The 15,307-nt window shown below is 56.1% G+C and carries 14 protein-coding genes and 1 pseudogene; 1 reads left to right on the top strand and 14 read right to left on the bottom strand.

What is annotated here, in order from left to right:
- Positions 1-53 precede the first annotated feature (53 nt).
- From HMPREF2712_RS08000 to msrA, 11 genes are all read right to left on the bottom strand, one after another.
- A complete protein-coding gene (locus tag HMPREF2712_RS08000; protein WP_070616682.1) occupies positions 54-899 on the bottom strand; it encodes a DUF6318 family protein in 846 nt (281 codons plus the stop codon).
- 173 nt (positions 900-1,072) lie between these two features.
- On the bottom strand, positions 1,073-1,777 hold the full coding sequence (locus HMPREF2712_RS07995; RefSeq protein ID WP_070819723.1) for a DUF6318 family protein: 705 nt from the start codon (positions 1,775-1,777) through the stop codon (positions 1,073-1,075).
- Between the two features lie 174 nt (positions 1,778-1,951).
- Entirely contained in the window at positions 1,952-2,662 is a 711-nt protein-coding gene (locus tag HMPREF2712_RS07990; RefSeq protein WP_049357595.1) for a DUF6318 family protein, read from the bottom strand.
- Positions 2,663-2,854: 192 nt separating this feature from the next.
- On the bottom strand, positions 2,855-3,622 hold the full coding sequence (locus HMPREF2712_RS07985; protein WP_070819722.1) for a DUF6318 family protein: 768 nt from the start codon (positions 3,620-3,622) through the stop codon (positions 2,855-2,857).
- Between the two features lie 106 nt (positions 3,623-3,728).
- Positions 3,729-4,529 carry a DUF6318 family protein gene (locus HMPREF2712_RS07980; RefSeq protein ID WP_070819721.1) on the bottom strand — a complete coding sequence of 267 codons (801 nt, stop codon included), beginning with the start codon at positions 4,527-4,529 and terminating at the stop codon, positions 3,729-3,731.
- Between the two features lie 39 nt (positions 4,530-4,568).
- Positions 4,569-5,321: a DUF6318 family protein gene (locus tag HMPREF2712_RS07975; RefSeq protein WP_070819720.1), complete on the bottom strand. Its 753-nt coding sequence runs from the start codon at positions 5,319-5,321 to the stop codon at positions 4,569-4,571.
- Positions 5,322-5,571: 250 nt separating this feature from the next.
- Positions 5,572-6,342: a DUF6318 family protein gene (locus HMPREF2712_RS07970; RefSeq protein ID WP_070688196.1), complete on the bottom strand. Its 771-nt coding sequence runs from the start codon at positions 6,340-6,342 to the stop codon at positions 5,572-5,574.
- Positions 6,343-6,602: 260 nt separating this feature from the next.
- Entirely contained in the window at positions 6,603-7,388 is a 786-nt protein-coding gene (locus tag HMPREF2712_RS07965) for a DUF6318 family protein (RefSeq protein WP_070819719.1), read from the bottom strand.
- Positions 7,389-7,649: 261 nt separating this feature from the next.
- Complete coding sequence (locus HMPREF2712_RS07960) at positions 7,650-8,438, bottom strand: DUF6318 family protein (protein WP_083323953.1); 789 nt, start codon at positions 8,436-8,438, stop codon at positions 7,650-7,652.
- Positions 8,439-8,578: 140 nt separating this feature from the next.
- Complete coding sequence (locus HMPREF2712_RS07955) at positions 8,579-9,343, bottom strand: DUF6318 family protein (RefSeq protein WP_070616697.1); 765 nt, start codon at positions 9,341-9,343, stop codon at positions 8,579-8,581.
- A 213-nt stretch (positions 9,344-9,556) separates the two neighbouring features.
- Complete coding sequence (gene msrA, locus HMPREF2712_RS07950; RefSeq protein ID WP_049341410.1) at positions 9,557-10,078, bottom strand: peptide-methionine (S)-S-oxide reductase MsrA; 522 nt, start codon at positions 10,076-10,078, stop codon at positions 9,557-9,559.
- A 98-nt stretch (positions 10,079-10,176) separates the two neighbouring features.
- On the opposite strand from msrA, the gene HMPREF2712_RS07945 reads away from it, so the two are divergent.
- Complete coding sequence (locus HMPREF2712_RS07945; RefSeq protein ID WP_070819718.1) at positions 10,177-11,109, top strand: Nif3-like dinuclear metal center hexameric protein; 933 nt, start codon at positions 10,177-10,179, stop codon at positions 11,107-11,109.
- A 136-nt stretch (positions 11,110-11,245) separates the two neighbouring features.
- On the opposite strand, the gene HMPREF2712_RS07940 is transcribed toward HMPREF2712_RS07945, so the two are convergent.
- The 3 genes and pseudogenes from HMPREF2712_RS07940 to HMPREF2712_RS07930 all read right to left on the bottom strand — a co-directional run.
- Positions 11,246-12,874: an S-layer homology domain-containing protein gene (locus HMPREF2712_RS07940; RefSeq protein ID WP_070819717.1), complete on the bottom strand. Its 1,629-nt coding sequence runs from the start codon at positions 12,872-12,874 to the stop codon at positions 11,246-11,248.
- A gap of 340 nt (positions 12,875-13,214) precedes the next feature.
- A complete protein-coding gene (locus HMPREF2712_RS07935) occupies positions 13,215-14,786 on the bottom strand; it encodes a gluconolactonase (protein WP_070819716.1) in 1,572 nt (523 codons plus the stop codon).
- Positions 14,787-15,076: 290 nt separating this feature from the next.
- A pseudogene (locus HMPREF2712_RS07930) lies at positions 15,077-15,307 on the bottom strand (S-layer homology domain-containing protein); the annotation flags it as partial.

Below are 15,307 nucleotides of genomic sequence, written 5' to 3'. Positions count from 1 at the left end.
TGGTGGCTTCTCGAAACACATGTGGCTTCTCAGCGGTATATGGGACCCGGAATCTACTGTGCCGATGCCTCAGCAGAAGCAGTGGTAGCCTCCGCAGAGGCAGAACCCTCAGCCGAAGCGCTCGGGCTCAGCGACGGAACCGGCGAAGCAGAAGCAGTACCCGGAGCGCGACGCACCATACGCCAAGTGCCGTCCTGGTAATGCGCCACAATCTGACCAGCCACCGGCTTACCGGGGTACTTGAACACCTCAGTCAGCGGCTGCACACGATCATTGGTCTTGCTGTACACGCCAGCACCCTCAGCGCCATCAATCACCATCTCGGTTGCCCAAGTGTAGTAGCCGGTGCGGGTATCCTTGGTCGGGCGGTCAGCAGTCAACGACAGAACCATCGGACGCTCCGAACCAATAACCCAGCCGGTCTCCGAAGCGTACATGCTCTGGAAGAACTCAGCCACAGTCGAGTAATCGCCGGTGTGGTCAATGTTCGTGAAGCGTGCACCGTCACCGGTCAGCAGCAGGTAGTTCAGGGTAGCCTGCCAGTACGCAATGAACGCGTGCAGACCCTCAACACTGTTCTCACGCAGCTTCGCCGGCTCCACGGGAATCGCGACGTTCACTGCCTTGTGCTCCTTGGTGCCGGGCTCAAAAGTGCCGGTGGAGGAGTAGTCGGCAAGAACGACCTCACCCTTCATGCTGGGGCCGGGTTCAATGGTGGTGGTTGCCTCCGCGGTGGGGGAGACGGATGCGGTAGCGCTCGCGGATGCCGAAGACTCGGGTGCGGATGCGCTCGCGGTTGCTGAAGATTCGGAGGACTTTGAGGAACATGCGGCAAGAAGCGCGGCAGTGCCCAGACCCAGTGCGGTCAGGGCGGTGCGGCGGGTATACATGGTAGACATGGGGCTCTTTCTGAGGTGAATAAAGTATGTGCCGGTATTGAACTAATTCCAGAATATCGCAGGGGAGCGGCCAGCCCAATGTTGTGTGCGCCTTCAACGCCGTAAAAGCGGCGGTAGATGACGAAAAACACGGGGCACAGAGATTTTCGCACGACTACGATATGGCCGGGGTTCTAAACGGGGGCGCCGGAGCTGCTCGCGCTTGAGTTGGGTGAGCTTGTTGTAGGTTTGGCTGGTTCATTCCGAACCGTCCAGGCGCCATCCTGATACTCCAAGATAAAGAAGAACTCATAATCACCGGGGCCGCTGCTCAATGAGGCCATGGTGAGTTCCCTGCCATCTGTGTAGTGAATCTTTGCTTCCTTGTTATATCGGCCAACACCCAGCCAGCGGTACTGTTGTTCGTCAACCTTCTGCGGAGCGTCCTCGGTCAGTTCTGCTGAGAACGGCGCATCAGTACCGTACACCCAGCCAGTGTTCTTCTCATAAAATTCGACGAAAGGTTCGGCCTTGTAGATATCGTTTCGGTTTATATCCACAGCCTTAAAGGGCTCAATGTCGCCGGTAATCATAAGGTAATTGAAAGAAGCCAACCAGTAGTTTATGGCGGCGTACATGCCCTCCGTCGTTTTGGCTTTCATCTCTGCAGGAGGGACAGGCTTGGGCGGATTCTCCGCCTTTTTCGAGCTGGTTGCGGGAATGTAGGTGCCGCGTGATTCGTAGCCGTTAAACTTCAGCTCGCCCTTGTAGGAGCGCTGTGTATCGGGCGTGCTCTGGTCGCTGAGCGGGCGAATATCGCTTGCGCAGGCGGTCAAGGAGGCGAGCGCTGCGGTGGCGGCGATGCCAAGGGCGGCGCGTCGGGTCACGAAGGTAGACATAAGGTACCCTTCAATAGATTATCGGTGTATCTATTTCAGGGTACCTTAGTGTATTTGGATATGTTTATGATTTCTTGGGTATCAAACCTGGGAAAAAACTACAAAAACTGCGTTAGCTAACGAAAAGTGCTGTTTGTTGGGCGTACGTGGTGTCGGTGTCTATGCCACTGCATCCTAAACGTTGAGGCCAGAATTGCTTCCGCCCGAGGAATCGGGGGTAGCTGTCGAAGAGCTTTTCGTCTCAATGGTGACCATCCACGTATTGTTCCGATAATTCAACACAAAAGTGACCTCATCATTAGCAGAGCTGCCGCTTGTATCTGCAATGTGAATATCCCTGTCCTCCGGTACGTAATGGAGAACGGCGGCCTTATGGTTACGGCCAATACCCTTCCAACGGTACTGCTCATCGTCAACCTTCTGTGGAGTCTCTTCGATCAGCTCAGCCAAGAGCGGCGTATCGGTGCCGTACATCCACCCCTCATCCTTCGCGTACAAGTCTACGTATATCTTCATCTTCTGTACGTAGATACCGTCTAGGTCCACGTCCTTGAACGGGGCAGCGTCGCCGGTAACCGTCAGATAGTTCAGGGCTGCGAGCCAGTAGCCCAGCGCCGCATACATGCCCGAGATCGTCTTCGACTTTATGTTCTCGGGAGGAACGGGCATGGGCGGGTTCTCCGCCTTCTTCGTGGTGCTTGCGGGGCGGTAGGTTCCGGTGGACTTGTAGCTATTGAATTTTAAGTCACCCTTGTAGGGGCGCATCGGGTCAACTACGCTCGGGTCCTCCAATGGGCGAATATCACTTGCGCAGGCAGTCAGGGAGGCGAGCGCGGCAGCGGTAGCAACGCCCAGGGCGGTGCGGCGAGTAACGAAAGTAGGCATGAGAACCCCTAAACGGTTTGTCAGTGTACTTTTAAGCGTACCCGAAGGAACTGACGCATGTTCAAAGTCCGCTCATGAACGCATAAGGGAACATCGCCACCGCACGTAGGTAAAGAGGAAGCCCCCGCATGCAATCTCAACTGCATACGGGAGCTTCCCTCACTTTTAGAACCAGCCGCTTAGAGGCGGGTTTTAGGCGCTAGCGCTGCTCTTCTCGGAAGAGGATGCATCAGCATCCTCATCACTGAGCATGTACCACGCACCGTCCTTGTAGTCCGTCGCGAAGTTGGTTGCCTCGCTCTTAGTGGATCCATCGACTAGGGGAGCGGGGTCCTGACCCTCAATGTGGATCTTCGCGTTGGGGTCATAGATGATGCGTCCGAGCCAATCGTAGCGGTTGGGTCCGCCCGCGACCTTCTTCGGGGCGTCGGTCAGAAGCTGAACGGTAACCGGCGCATCCGTGTCGTATACCCAGCCCCTGCCGGAAGAGTAGATGATAACAGCATTGCTGCCCTCGTTCGCATAGCGGCCTTCAGGGTCAGCCTTCTTAAGCGGCTCGTAATCGCCCGTCATAAACATGTAATTGAAGCTCGCCAGCCAGTAGCTGAGGAACTGGTACATGCCTTCAACGGTTGCCTCGTTCATCTTCTCCGGAACAACAGGCTTCGGCACGTTCTGTGCCTTCTTTTCAGCCGTGGCAGGAACGTACTCGCCGTTCTTCTCGTACTTGTCGAGCTTCACCGTGCCCTTGTACGACTTCTTGCCGGAATCAGCGGCAGACGCTGAAGCGGATGCGCTCGCAGATTCAGAAGCACTTGCCGAAGGTGAAGCCTCACCGGAAGGAGAAGAAGAGCTATCAGCCAGCGGGCGGATATCGCTAGCGCAGGCAGTCAGCGCTACAGCCGCACCGGCACCGGTAGCAGCCGCTAGTGCGGCACGTCGAGAAAGAAAAGTTGCCATGAAAAATCCTTAAGTAGTGCGTAGGGTCATGGGCCTAAGCCCTAAATCTTATGCGCCTGTAAGCGAGGTGAATCCCCGCCCCTAAGACGGACTCAGCAAAGATGCTCTAGGCATTCTTAGCGTTAGCCTCATCGGATGCTTTGGTGCTCGGGCTCGCAGAGCCTTGTCCATGTACCTTGGTGGGGTAAGTGAACCACTTGCCGTCCTGATACGACAATTTCAGGTCGGAAAGCTCAGGCTCCATGGAAGTGTTCTGGTACATAGGCCTGTTTCCCTTACCCTCAACATGCATCATCGCCTTAGAGTCCTTGGACAGCGTGATACGCCAGTAGTAGAGGGAGTCGCTACCCGATACCTTCTCAGGTTGCGGGGTCATCATCTCAGCCTGAAGCGCATGCTCCGAACCGTAAAACCACCCCTCATTGGACTCATAAAAAGTCACGTAATCATGGAAAGACTTCACATCCCTGCCGGAGGGGTCAGCCTGCTTCAACGGCTCATCGTCACCGGTGAGCACCAGATAGTTGACGCTGGCAAGCCAAAAACTAAAGGCAGAGTATGCGCCATCAATGGTTTTCTCATGCATATTCGCCGGAGGGAGGGGCTTGGGTACATTCTGCGCCTTGTGCGTCTCATCCGCGGGGACGTACTCACCCTTCTTCTCATAGTTATCGAACTTTACCGGCCCCAGATAAGACTTCTCAGAAGAACCATCCGCAGAGGATGAGCTAGCAGAAGCGGAGGGGCTAGCAGAGGCGCTAGAACTTGCTGAAGAGGAAGCCTCTCCAGAAGCAGACGGGGAGCTATCAGCCAACGGACGAATATCGCTGGAGCAGGCACTCAGCATCGTAATAGCGCCCGCACCGGCAGCTAGTAGGGCAGCACGCCGAGAAAGGAAAGTCGTCATCAGAAATCCTTAAGTGGTGAGTATCAGAAGGAGCGGAATTTAACTGTTATTGTCCAAGAGCATGCGCCACATGCCCTCTTTGTACTCCATGATGAACTTCGTCGTGCGAGGAATCGTCTTTTCCTCCTCAACGATAGTCGCATCAGGCTCACCCTCAATGTGGTACTTAGCGGCAGGATCATAAGCAACAGTCACAAGCCATTCATAACGGTCCTGCTTATTAGCAACCGGCTGAAGCTCATTCTCCGCAATCTCAATCTTGTACGGCTGATCCGAACCGTAAATCCAACCCAGACCCGACTCGTAGAGCTTAATCATGGTCCTAGAGTTCCTCAAAAAAGCCTTCGCAGGATCCGCCTTCATCAGCGGCTCAACATCGCCGGTCAGAATCAGATAATTCTGGGAAGCAAGCCAATAACCCATCAGAGCGTAAGCACCCTCGGGGCTGTTCTCCTTCATCTTCTCCGGGATAAGAGGCTTCGGCACGTTCTGCGCCGGCGCCTCCGCACTCGCCGGAATGTAGGTGCCGCTCCGCTCGTAGTTATTGAACTTAATCGGGCCCACGTATGAGCCGGGCGTGTGATCATCGGTAGGAGAAGGCGACGCAGAGGCGCTCGTAGAAGAGGAAGCCACGCCAGAAGTAGCGCCAGAAGCAGCATTAGAAGCCGAACCAGAGGAACCGCCGGAACCCTGCGACAGCGGACGAATATCAGTAGCGCACGCAGTCAGCGCTGCAAGAATACCGGTCGCACCCACGCCCAGGAGAGTACGTCGAGTGAAGAAGGTAGTCATCGGAAGCCCTTCGTTGGAATCAATACAGAACAGATAAAAACACCGTGCGCCAGAGCAGGCGTAGACGCCCTGTAAAGACCTATCAGTACGTCAATGTATACACCTTTAAGGTTACCCGAGAGCCACCAAATAGCCCCGTGACCACTTCGAATGTTCAGAAAATTAAGACCCCACACCCAGCGTTTTACCAGGTGCGGGGTCTTCCATCATGAGAAGTCAGCATGCGAGGGAACCTTCAGCAATACGGCAACTATGCGGCGCTAGACAACTCCCACTTGCCGTCCTTGTAATCCAGTCGGAACCTCGCCACCTTCTTCTTCGACTCATCAGCGCTCGTCGCCTTCTCCGGCTGACCATTGTAATGCCGCATCATCTTGGGATCCATATAGGAATAGCCCTCCCAAATAAAGCGAGTATTATTGCTACCCGGCACCTCACGGGGCGCATCCGTCAGCAGCTCAACAATATACGGAGTTTCCGTACCGTACACCCAACCCAAACCCGACGCATACAGCTTAATCGTGCTGGGATACTTCTCCCAGCCGTAACCATCATGGTAAACGATCTCAATCGGACCAGGGTTACCCGTCATCATGAGGTAATTCAAGCTCGCCAGCCAGAAACTCAAGAAAGCATACGCACCATCAACGCTGTGCTCCTTCATATTCGCCGGAGGAACAGGCTTCGGCATATTCTGCGCCATCTGCGTAGCGCTCGCCGGAACGTACTCACCGGTCTTCTCATAGCTATCAAACTTCATTGGACCCTTATAGGACTTACCCGAAGACGGAAGACCCGAGGCTACAGAAGCACTCGCAGGCGCCGAAGCAGAAGGAGACGCCGATGCGCCAGCAGACGCCGATGCAGACGCAGATTCGGAGGTGGTCGCCGCCTCCGACGGAGAAGCTGAGCCGGTGCTGCCAGCCAGTGGGCGAATATCGCTAGCGCACGCAGTCAACGCAGAAAGTGCACCCGCAACAGCAACACCCAGAGCGGTACGTCGAGTGAAGAAAGTAGTCATCGGAAGTCCTTCGTCGGATCCTTCACCCACAAAGCCGTCAGCACGAGGCTCAAACCTGCAGGTAAAGACCATATGTAGTACGTCAATGTATATACGTTAAGCGTACCCGAGGCACTCTCAGCCGACCCCGAACACCCGCAGGGTTTCCCCCTGAGTGTTCCCTGGGTTTTTGGCAAAAGAAACCCCCACCCACGGTGCATGACCGCAGGCGGGGGAGAAGCCTATCTTAAACCGTTAGGCCTGAACCGTTATGGTGGGGTCTAGACAGAAGAAGAGTTAGAAGAAGAACCGGAAGCCGCCGAAGAAGAGCCCTCATTGCCGGTAAGCATAAACCACTTACCGTCCTTGTACTCCACAGCAGCCTTCATCAGCTTGCCATTCGGGCTAGAAGACGTCTTAAAAGGTAGGTCAGACTTACCCTTACGATGAATCTTCGCATCTGCGCTGTAGTTCATGTAGCCCGGCCAGTAGTAACGGGTGCCGCTACCGGAAGGCTTCTGCGGTGCACTACTAATCAACTCCATAGTAACCGGGGTGTCCGTACCGTACATCCAGCCCAGATCACTCTCGTACATCAACGTAAATTCCTGCAGGCTCTTCGCATACACATCTGCAGGGTCAGCCTTCTTCATCGGCTCAGCATCACCGGTCATCAGCACATAGTTGAAGCTCGCCAGCCAGTAGCCAATGAACGCATACATGCCATCAATGTTCTGCTCGTTCATGTTCGCCGGAACGAGAGGTTTGGGCACATTCTGTGCCTTCTTCTCAGCCGTAGCAGGAACGTATTCGCCGTTCTTCTCGAAGTTATCGAACTTCACAAGGCCCTTATAGGACTTGTCAGAAGAGGAAGACGAAGCCGATGCCGAAGCGCTCGCGGATGCGCTTTCGGACGCACTCGCCGAGGCCTCACCGGAGGGGGAACTATCAGCCAGCGGACGGATATCGCTAGCGCACGCGGTCAATGCAGCCAGCATACCGGCGCCGGTTGCACCCAGCACCACGCGGCGGGACATGCCAACAGAGGTGGGGGAATGGCTCGTCATTATCAGCCTTTCAAAGGAAGTCAACAAAGGAAATTGAGTGAGTTGACAACCTCATCATACCGGTAAGCACACAGATACCCGGCAGTAGCCGTCATCGAGTGCCGATGACAAAGCAACCTAATACCGCTGCAAAGCAATCTAAATGCCGCAGCAAAGCATCACCGAGTTCCGGCATAAAGAAACCCCCGCCCACGGTGCATTACCGGGGGGGGGGAGAGAAGCCTATCTTAAGCCGTTAGACCTTACCCATAGGATAGGTGCTTAGACAGAAGAAGAACTCGAAGAAGAATCGGAAGCCGCCGAAGAAGAGCTCTCATCGCCGGTGAGCATAATCCACTTACCGTCCTTGTACTCCACACCAACCTTCGTCAGTTCCCGCGAGCTATCCTCCATAAAGGGTTCATCAGGGCCCTGACCTTCAGCGTGAATCTTCATGTCTGCGCTGTAACTCATGTATCCCAACCAGTCATAGCGAATTCGGCTACCGGAAATTTTCTGCGGTGAATCAGAAAGCAACTCAAGAGTAATAGGAGTATCCGCACCGTAGAGCCAGCCCGCATTATTTTCATAGGCAACCGTCAAATTCCGGTAATTCTCCAGTGCATCCGCAGATTCGACCTTCTGCAGCGGCTCAGAATCGCCGGTCATTAGCAGATAGTTGGAACTCGCCAACCAATAACCAACGAACGCGTAAATACCGTCAACGTTCTGCTCGTTCATGTTCGCCGGAACGAGGGGCTTGGGCACGTTCTGCGCCTTATGAGTGGCGGTCGCCGGAACGTACTCGCCGTTCTTCTCGAAGTTATCAAACTTCACGAGGCCCTTATAATGCTTGCCGGAAGAAGCAGAAGGCGAAGCGCTAGCTGAGGCACTAGCTGAAGCGCTCGCGGATGCACTAGCAGAACCGGAAGTAGAGTTAGACGCCGAGCCATCAGCCAGTGGGCGAATATCGCTAGCACAAGCGGTCAACGCGGCAAGTGCACCAGCGGCGGTCGCACCCAGCGCCACGCGGCGGCTCACACGGGTAGATATGGGGGAAGGGCTCGTCATTATCAGCCTTTCAAAAGAAGTCAACAAAGGAAATAGAGTGAGTTGACACCCATATCATACCGTAAACACGCATATAGATATCAAATGTTACTACTTGTATCCTTTTGCGAAGAAAGGTCTAAAAAGCTGCAATTAGCGCACTAGGAAGCCGAAGTGCTCGCAGAACCCGAGCTCTTACCAGCATCCTTATCCTTCTGGGTACTCATAAACCAAGCACCCTCCTTATACTCCACAACAATCCTCATCGCCTGACCCTGAGAATCTTCTGCCCTAGCCAGCGACTTATCGCGGTTATCACCCTCCGTCAGATGCCTCTTCGCATTCTGATCAACCAGGGAACGAGCACGCCAGAAATAACGAATACGGTCGCCCTCAACCTGCGTGGGAGTATCCGTCAACAGGTACACAGACATCGGCTCACTCGTATCGTAAATCCAGCCGCGACCCGTCTCATAGAGCTTAACCATCGGCTCAAGCTCCTTATAGTATTCGCTACTCGGATCCGTCTTCTTCAACGGCTCAATATCACCCGTCAACGCCAAATAATTAAAGCTAGAAATCCAATAGCCAATCAGCGCATAAATACCGTCAATGCTCAGCTCCTGCACCTTCTCCGGCATAATCGGTTTGGGCACATTCTGCGCCTTCTTCTCAGCCGTGGCAGGCACATACTCGCCGTTCTTCTCAAAGTTATCGAACGTGACCTTACCCTGATACGACTTATTCGCAGACGGCAACGTCGACGAAGCAGAGGGGCTCGCGCTCGCTGACTCAGAGGTGGCAGCATCAACCGGCGGATGCACCGTACGCGCACACGCAGACAACACAGCGGCAAGACCAACACCGCCCGCACCCAACACGGCGCGGCGGCTCAAGGCGACGGGCTTAGAAGAGGGGCTAGTCATCAGCAGTCTTTCGGTGAGGTCAACGGATGTGGGGAGTGAGTCGACACCCCCATCATACCGGGCGCACCTTATAGCAACCGTAAAGCACCGGCGAATAACAAATAGTCGGGCGCATATGAAGACACCCCATAGCTGCCACACAACAAAAGACAGCTACGGGGTGAACAACGTAATACGCCTCGGCTGAACCGGGCCCACCGGCTAGCAGAGTAGTTAACGGAGCAGATGCGCAAAATTACGGCGCGCGTGAGCCACCTTCGGGCTCACCACAAATGCACAATAACCCTGCGCCGGATTCAACGCGTAATAATTCTGGTGATAATCCTCAGCCTCATAGAACACACCCAGAGGCTTAATCTCCGTAACAATGGGGGAGGGGTACAGCTGCTGAGCACGCGCCACCGCACGCTCAAATGCCTCACGCTGCTGCTCATCCGCGTAGAAAAGCACCGAACGGTACTGCGAACCGGTATCCGCACCCTGACGATCCCAGCTAGTCGGGTCGTGGCTCGTGAAGAAAATATCCAGCACCGTATCCAGGTCAATGACCTGCGGGTCGAAGCTGAGCTTCAGCGCCTCCTGATGCCCGGTCGCACCCGAACACACCGAACGATAATCGGGGTCGGGAGTATCGCCGCCCGTGTAGCCGCAGACGCTCTCCTCAACCCCGCGGAACTGGCGGTACACCGCATCCAGGCACCAGAAACAGCCGCCGGCAAGAACAACATCAGTCATGATTCCTCCTTGAACTATAAAACCACACTACCTGAAGAACACCGCCGAGCCGCATAATATTCCTGAGCTGCCGCCGCGCCACCTGCCACAATAGAGGTATGACTGAAAAACTAGAAACCCCCACCCTCGCAGAAGTCGTCGACGCCTTCCACACGCTCTTCCCGCCGCAGCTCGCCGCCGGATGGGACGCATCCGGCCTCGTCGCCGGACGTGGCGCCGCTAAAGTGAGCACCGTCCTCTTCGCAGTAGACGCCCTCACCGCCACCGCTGAAGAAGCCGTAGCCGAAGGCGCGCAGCTACTCATCACCCACCACCCGTTACTGCTACGCGGCGCAAAGTTCATCCCCGACAGCGACTACAAGGGCAATGTACTGCACACCCTTATCGAAGGCGGATGCGGCCTGCTCGGCGCGCACACCAACGCCGATGCCGCCGTTGAAGGCGTGAACGAAGCACTCTGCGACGCTATCGGCCTGATTGACCGCGAACCGCTCACCGAAGCACAAACCCAGGTACTCGACGAACAGGAACACTCGGTAGGCACCGGCCGCCTCGGCACCCTGCCCGAAGAAATCACCCTCAAGGAGCTCGCAGAACGCCTCGCAGCGGCACTGCCCGCAACCGCCGGTGGCCTGCGCATCGCCGGACGCGCCGACCAGCCGATCCGCCGCGTCGCCCTCTGCGGTGGTGCCGGTGACTCCCTCTTCGACGCTGTGCGCGCCACTGACGCGCAGGTGTACATTACCGCCGACCTGCGCCACCACCCCGCCAGCGAATTCCGCGAAACCGCACGAGTTGACGGTAGCAACATCGCCCTGATTGATTGCTCCCATGCAGCTAGCGAATCCCTCTGGCTGCAGTCGGCGGCAAACCGCCTGCGCGCCCTGCTCGCTGAGCGCGGCTTCGCTATCGAAACGAAGCTGTCCGCACTGAACACCGACCCGTGGGACTTCACCGTCTCCACCGGCATGGCAACCGGTCAGGACGCGCACTCGGCAAGCACCGCCGCAGCCCCCGCGTGGGAACTCTAGGGCGAGAATTCTAGGGGCGAGAACTCTAGAAGAATCCGCGCGGATTCCCTCAGCGCGTAAGAGCCCGGGCACCCCGTCTGTTGTGACGAGGTACCCGGGCTAGAACCGGCCCGGCCTACTTAGTTACCTGGCCTACTTAGTTAGCAATGCGATACAGGCCGGTAGTGATAGGGTTCAGCACACGATGCCGGTAATAAAACAACATCCAGTCCAATTCAATGCGGGTCACAGCATGATTCGGTTCAAACATGCCGGTCTCGGGAGTAATAACATTCTGCTGGGTAGCCCACAGAATCTCACGGTAGAACGCGGAATCCGGCGTAACATCCGGGAAGGACGAAACACCCGATACTTCCGGTGAACCAGACGCACGGTAAATCATTGCGGCAACGGTTGCATTCGTGAGACCGTCCTCCGCGTGGAACTTTCCGTCAGGTCCGCCGAAAGTAACGCCCTTTTCACGAGCCCAAATGTAGGCGGCGTAGTTCGGATTGTCCGTCTTCACATCCGGCCACGGAGAGACTTCAGGAAGGTCCACCTTGGGGCTGCCCTTCATCTCATAAAGGGCGGAAGCCAGCTCACCGCGGGTGGCAGGCTGCTTCTGTTCCTCGTCGTTCAGCGATGTCGAAAAGTACATACGTTCCTCTACGGGTACGTAAGCATTCGTGAACCGCTGGACACCCTCAAACTTCAAATCCTGGTGCGCCAAAAGAACGCCGCGGTGCTCCGGGGCAAAACCCACCATCGGCGTGATGAGAGTCTTATCCGTCTTGCTGGGGTAACCGTAGTCGCTCCACGCCTCAATGACGTACTGCTTGGACGGATCCAGCGTGTTCGCGGGAATCTTGAGATTGACGAAAGCGAAGCCTCCCTCCAGGCCCGTCTCGTATTCATCATCACCGTGGACGTAACGCTTCATCTCGCTCATAACCAGGACGGGGGAACCCGTGCCCTTCTCGCGAATGACGTACATCATGCCCTCAACGCCGGGGATGTCAGTCCCTACGAAGCCCTGACCCTGAATCAGCAGCTCCTGATCCTTCGTGGTGTCCTTCAAAGCGTCGTATTTCAACTTAGGTGCGAAGGTGTCGAAGTGATAATCATTGGTGCTCAGACCGTGATGCGTCACAACGTTCTTGCGAGCCCAGATATCCTGAACGGTCGACTGCGGCTGGCCCTCGGGCTCGGCAAGGATGCCAACCTCGTAACGCACCTTGTCCAGAGTCATATCCGGGAAATACTCCGTGAGAGTGTAGTAACTCGGCAAAGTATTAGCCTCAACATTCAGAGGGGCGACAAAGGTGCCGTCATCGTCAATGGTGAAGTCCTTGCCCTCTTCAAACCGCAGAAGAGTGTCGGTAATCTGCAGAGCGTTATAGGGGACGTTCTCCTCGGGCGCGATGTAGATGACAACCTTGCCGTGCTGCTCCCGCCACTCCTTGGTGAAGCCGGTGCCCAGAACCGTAATTTTACTGTCCTCACCGGTGTACAGGCCGTCGCCCTCTTGCTTGAAGACGTCACGGCCGTCCTGGTAGTAGTAATCCTCATAGACAACGGTGAAAGACGGCTCATCCGCGACATCCTGAGTTGCAGGGGCGGGGGTATTGGCAGTCGGTGCGTTAGCAACGGGCGCGTTTGCGGTGGGCGCTGCGTCCTGGGCTAACGCCGGGGTCAGCGGCAGGACCATCACGCCCGCCAGTGCGAGTGCGCTACAATTCCGAGCCGCGCGGAGGAATGAAGACTTAGAGTTCGGAAGTGAGGACATAAGACATCCTTAGGGTCATTTCTCCGGGGCTGCGCGAGCTTACCGGCAGGTTGGGAATCGGCCGCAGAATCTGCGCACGCCCGATGAGAAAAGTGGTTGAAAATCCCCCTCGGTATCGGGGATATCCTCACCCTATCAAAGCGTTGAACGATTGTCAGGAAACACTCAAGGAATACTTTAAGGTTTCGAGAAATCTCACACGGCGGTAGCTGTTAAAAGCTGAACCCCGTGCTCCCGAACAGAAAACCATTCGGGAGCACGGGGAACCAGAGAGTTATCCGACGCGCCGCACGCGCCCTCAAGGTAAAACCCGAGGGGGATGCGGGCGGGCTAAACGACCTTACTTAGCGCGAGCCTGGAACGCCTCAATCAGAGTCTCCAACTCACCATGAGTCACCATGTACTGAGCATCGAAAGCGCCGTTAGCGTTCAGCACCACCTTGTTCTGCTGAGCCCACAGAATCTCACGGTAGAACGCCGAACCGGGAGCCACATCACTGTACGGGGAGTCGCCCTTAACCGCGGGCGAACCAGCCGCACGGTAGGTGAACGCCGCAACGGTAGCGTTCGAAATGCCTGCATCAGCATGGAACTTGCCGTCCGACCAGCCGAAGGTAATACCCTTCTGACGAGCCCACACGTACGCGGGGAAGTTCGGGTCGGTGGTCTTCACATCCGGCCAGGGAGAAGTCTCAGGCAGCTTCACCTCGGGGGTGCCCGCCTGAATGTACAGGGCAGCTGCGAGCTCACCGCGGGTAGCGAGGGTCTCCAGCTTCTCGTCGGAAGGATCAGGGCTCTGGTTATCGTTCTCATTGGGGTCCTGAGCGTTGGGCAGGTTAGCATCCCTATAACCGTTCGTGCCGTTCAGGTCCAGGTCCTGCCATGCGAGTAGGGTACCGCGGCCCTTGGTGGACCTGCCCACGACCGGTGCGATCAGCTTACCGTTATTGCCGTAACCGTCGTTAGCCCAGACCTCAATCACGTACTTCTTCGAAGCATTCAGAGTGTTTGCCGGAAGATTTACGGTACCGTTCAGGTTGCCATCACGGTACGCCGAAGACTGGGTGGGGTGGTCAAACTCGATAATGTCGCTGGTTGCCAGAACCGGGGTGTTCGAGCCCTTCTCACGAACCACGAGCTGAACGCCCCTAACGGAGTGAATATCGCCGTTAAACCCCTGGCCACCAACGTTCAGATCCTGTGATTTTGCGGGGTCAGTCACAGCGTTGTAACCCAGGCGCGGTGCGAACGGCGCCGGCTTCTCGCCCATAGTATTCAGCACCTGGGTGCTCACCACGTTCTTGCTGGTCCACAGATCCTGAGCGGTCAGCGGCTTCTGATCCTTCTGTTCAGCAACCACGCGAATTTCGTAGAGGACATCGTACTTGGTGCCGCCGGTCGGGTCGTGGAAGTTGTCATCATCGATGAAGTAGTAGGCAGCAAGCTTGTACGCCTCAACCTTCAGATCAGCCTCAAAAGTGCCGTCATCGGCAATGGTGAAGTCCTGACCCTCCACGAAGCGCAGCATCTTCGAAGTCGGAATCTCGTAGCCGGAGGGCGCGTAGTTCGCGGGAGCAATGTACAGCGCCACGGTGCCGTGCTGAGCGCGCCACTCCTTGGTGTAACCTGCGCCCTTCACATGAACGGTACCGCCCTCAGTCGTGACGAGGGAGGGGTTCACGCCGTCGTACTTGTAACCGTCAGGGATGGAAACCTCAAGGGTCGGGGTAGCCGCAGCGTCCTGGTCGGCTACCTGCGGGGTAGCGGCAGCAACAGCGGCATCAGCGGCAGGAGCTGCATTCTGAGCCAGTGCCGGGGCCAACGGCAGAACCATAGCACCAGCCAACGCCAGCGCGCTGCAACCTTGAGCGGCGCGGAGGAAAGAATATTTAGAATTCGGAAGCGAGGACATAAGACATCCTTAAAGTTGTTTCTCGCAGGGCTCTGCGGGCTCAACGGCGGGTAGGGAATTCGCCGTTGAATCTGCACGCGCCCTATGAGAAAAGTGGTTGAAAGCCCCGTCGGTTGCGGGGACATTTTCACCCTATCAAACCCTCAGGTAGATGTCAGAGAACACTCAAGGGAAGCTTGAAAGTTTTGAGGCGTTTCACAGGTTGATCAGCCGGTAAAAGCTGAACCCCGTGCACTCTGAGAAGAAGACTCTCAAGGTGCACGGGGTATTGAGGCTAGAGTCAGCCTGGCTTACTTAGCGCGGTTCTGGAAATTGAACAGCATCTGCTCCAGCTGACCACGATTCACTAGGTCCGTCGCATTAAAAGCGCCGAAATCCGGATTAATGACATACTGCTGCGTGGACCACAGAATCTCACGGTAGAAGGCGGAACTCGGATCAACATCCGTGAACGAAGAAACACCAGAAACAGCCGGGGAACCCGCTGCGCGGTAGGTGAATGCCGCAACCGTAGCGTTCGA

Origin of the sequence: Rothia sp. HMSC064F07 (assembly GCF_001837265.1) — a bacterium.
GTDB lineage: Bacteria > Actinomycetota > Actinomycetes > Actinomycetales > Micrococcaceae > Rothia > Rothia mucilaginosa.
Note: the sequence above shows the minus strand (reverse complement) of the source record. Positions and strands in the feature narration are given on the sequence as shown.

Coding starts and splice junctions, on each gene's coding strand:
- HMPREF2712_RS08000 (WP_070616682.1), bottom strand. CDS start 899: ATGTCTACCATGTATACCCGCCGCACCGCCCTGACCGCACTGGGTCTG.
- HMPREF2712_RS07995 (WP_070819723.1), bottom strand. CDS start 1,777: ATGTCTACCTTCGTGACCCGACGCGCCGCCCTTGGCATCGCCGCCACC.
- HMPREF2712_RS07990 (WP_049357595.1), bottom strand. CDS start 2,662: ATGCCTACTTTCGTTACTCGCCGCACCGCCCTGGGCGTTGCTACCGCT.
- HMPREF2712_RS07985 (WP_070819722.1), bottom strand. CDS start 3,622: ATGGCAACTTTTCTTTCTCGACGTGCCGCACTAGCGGCTGCTACCGGT.
- HMPREF2712_RS07980 (WP_070819721.1), bottom strand. CDS start 4,529: ATGACGACTTTCCTTTCTCGGCGTGCTGCCCTACTAGCTGCCGGTGCG.
- HMPREF2712_RS07975 (WP_070819720.1), bottom strand. CDS start 5,321: ATGACTACCTTCTTCACTCGACGTACTCTCCTGGGCGTGGGTGCGACC.
- HMPREF2712_RS07970 (WP_070688196.1), bottom strand. CDS start 6,342: ATGACTACTTTCTTCACTCGACGTACCGCTCTGGGTGTTGCTGTTGCG.
- HMPREF2712_RS07965 (WP_070819719.1), bottom strand. CDS start 7,388: ATGACGAGCCATTCCCCCACCTCTGTTGGCATGTCCCGCCGCGTGGTG.
- HMPREF2712_RS07960 (WP_083323953.1), bottom strand. CDS start 8,438: ATGACGAGCCCTTCCCCCATATCTACCCGTGTGAGCCGCCGCGTGGCG.
- HMPREF2712_RS07955 (WP_070616697.1), bottom strand. CDS start 9,343: ATGACTAGCCCCTCTTCTAAGCCCGTCGCCTTGAGCCGCCGCGCCGTG.
- msrA (WP_049341410.1), bottom strand. CDS start 10,078: ATGACTGATGTTGTTCTTGCCGGCGGCTGTTTCTGGTGCCTGGATGCG.
- HMPREF2712_RS07945 (WP_070819718.1), top strand. CDS start 10,177: ATGACTGAAAAACTAGAAACCCCCACCCTCGCAGAAGTCGTCGACGCC.
- HMPREF2712_RS07940 (WP_070819717.1), bottom strand. CDS start 12,874: ATGTCCTCACTTCCGAACTCTAAGTCTTCATTCCTCCGCGCGGCTCGG.
- HMPREF2712_RS07935 (WP_070819716.1), bottom strand. CDS start 14,786: ATGTCCTCGCTTCCGAATTCTAAATATTCTTTCCTCCGCGCCGCTCAA.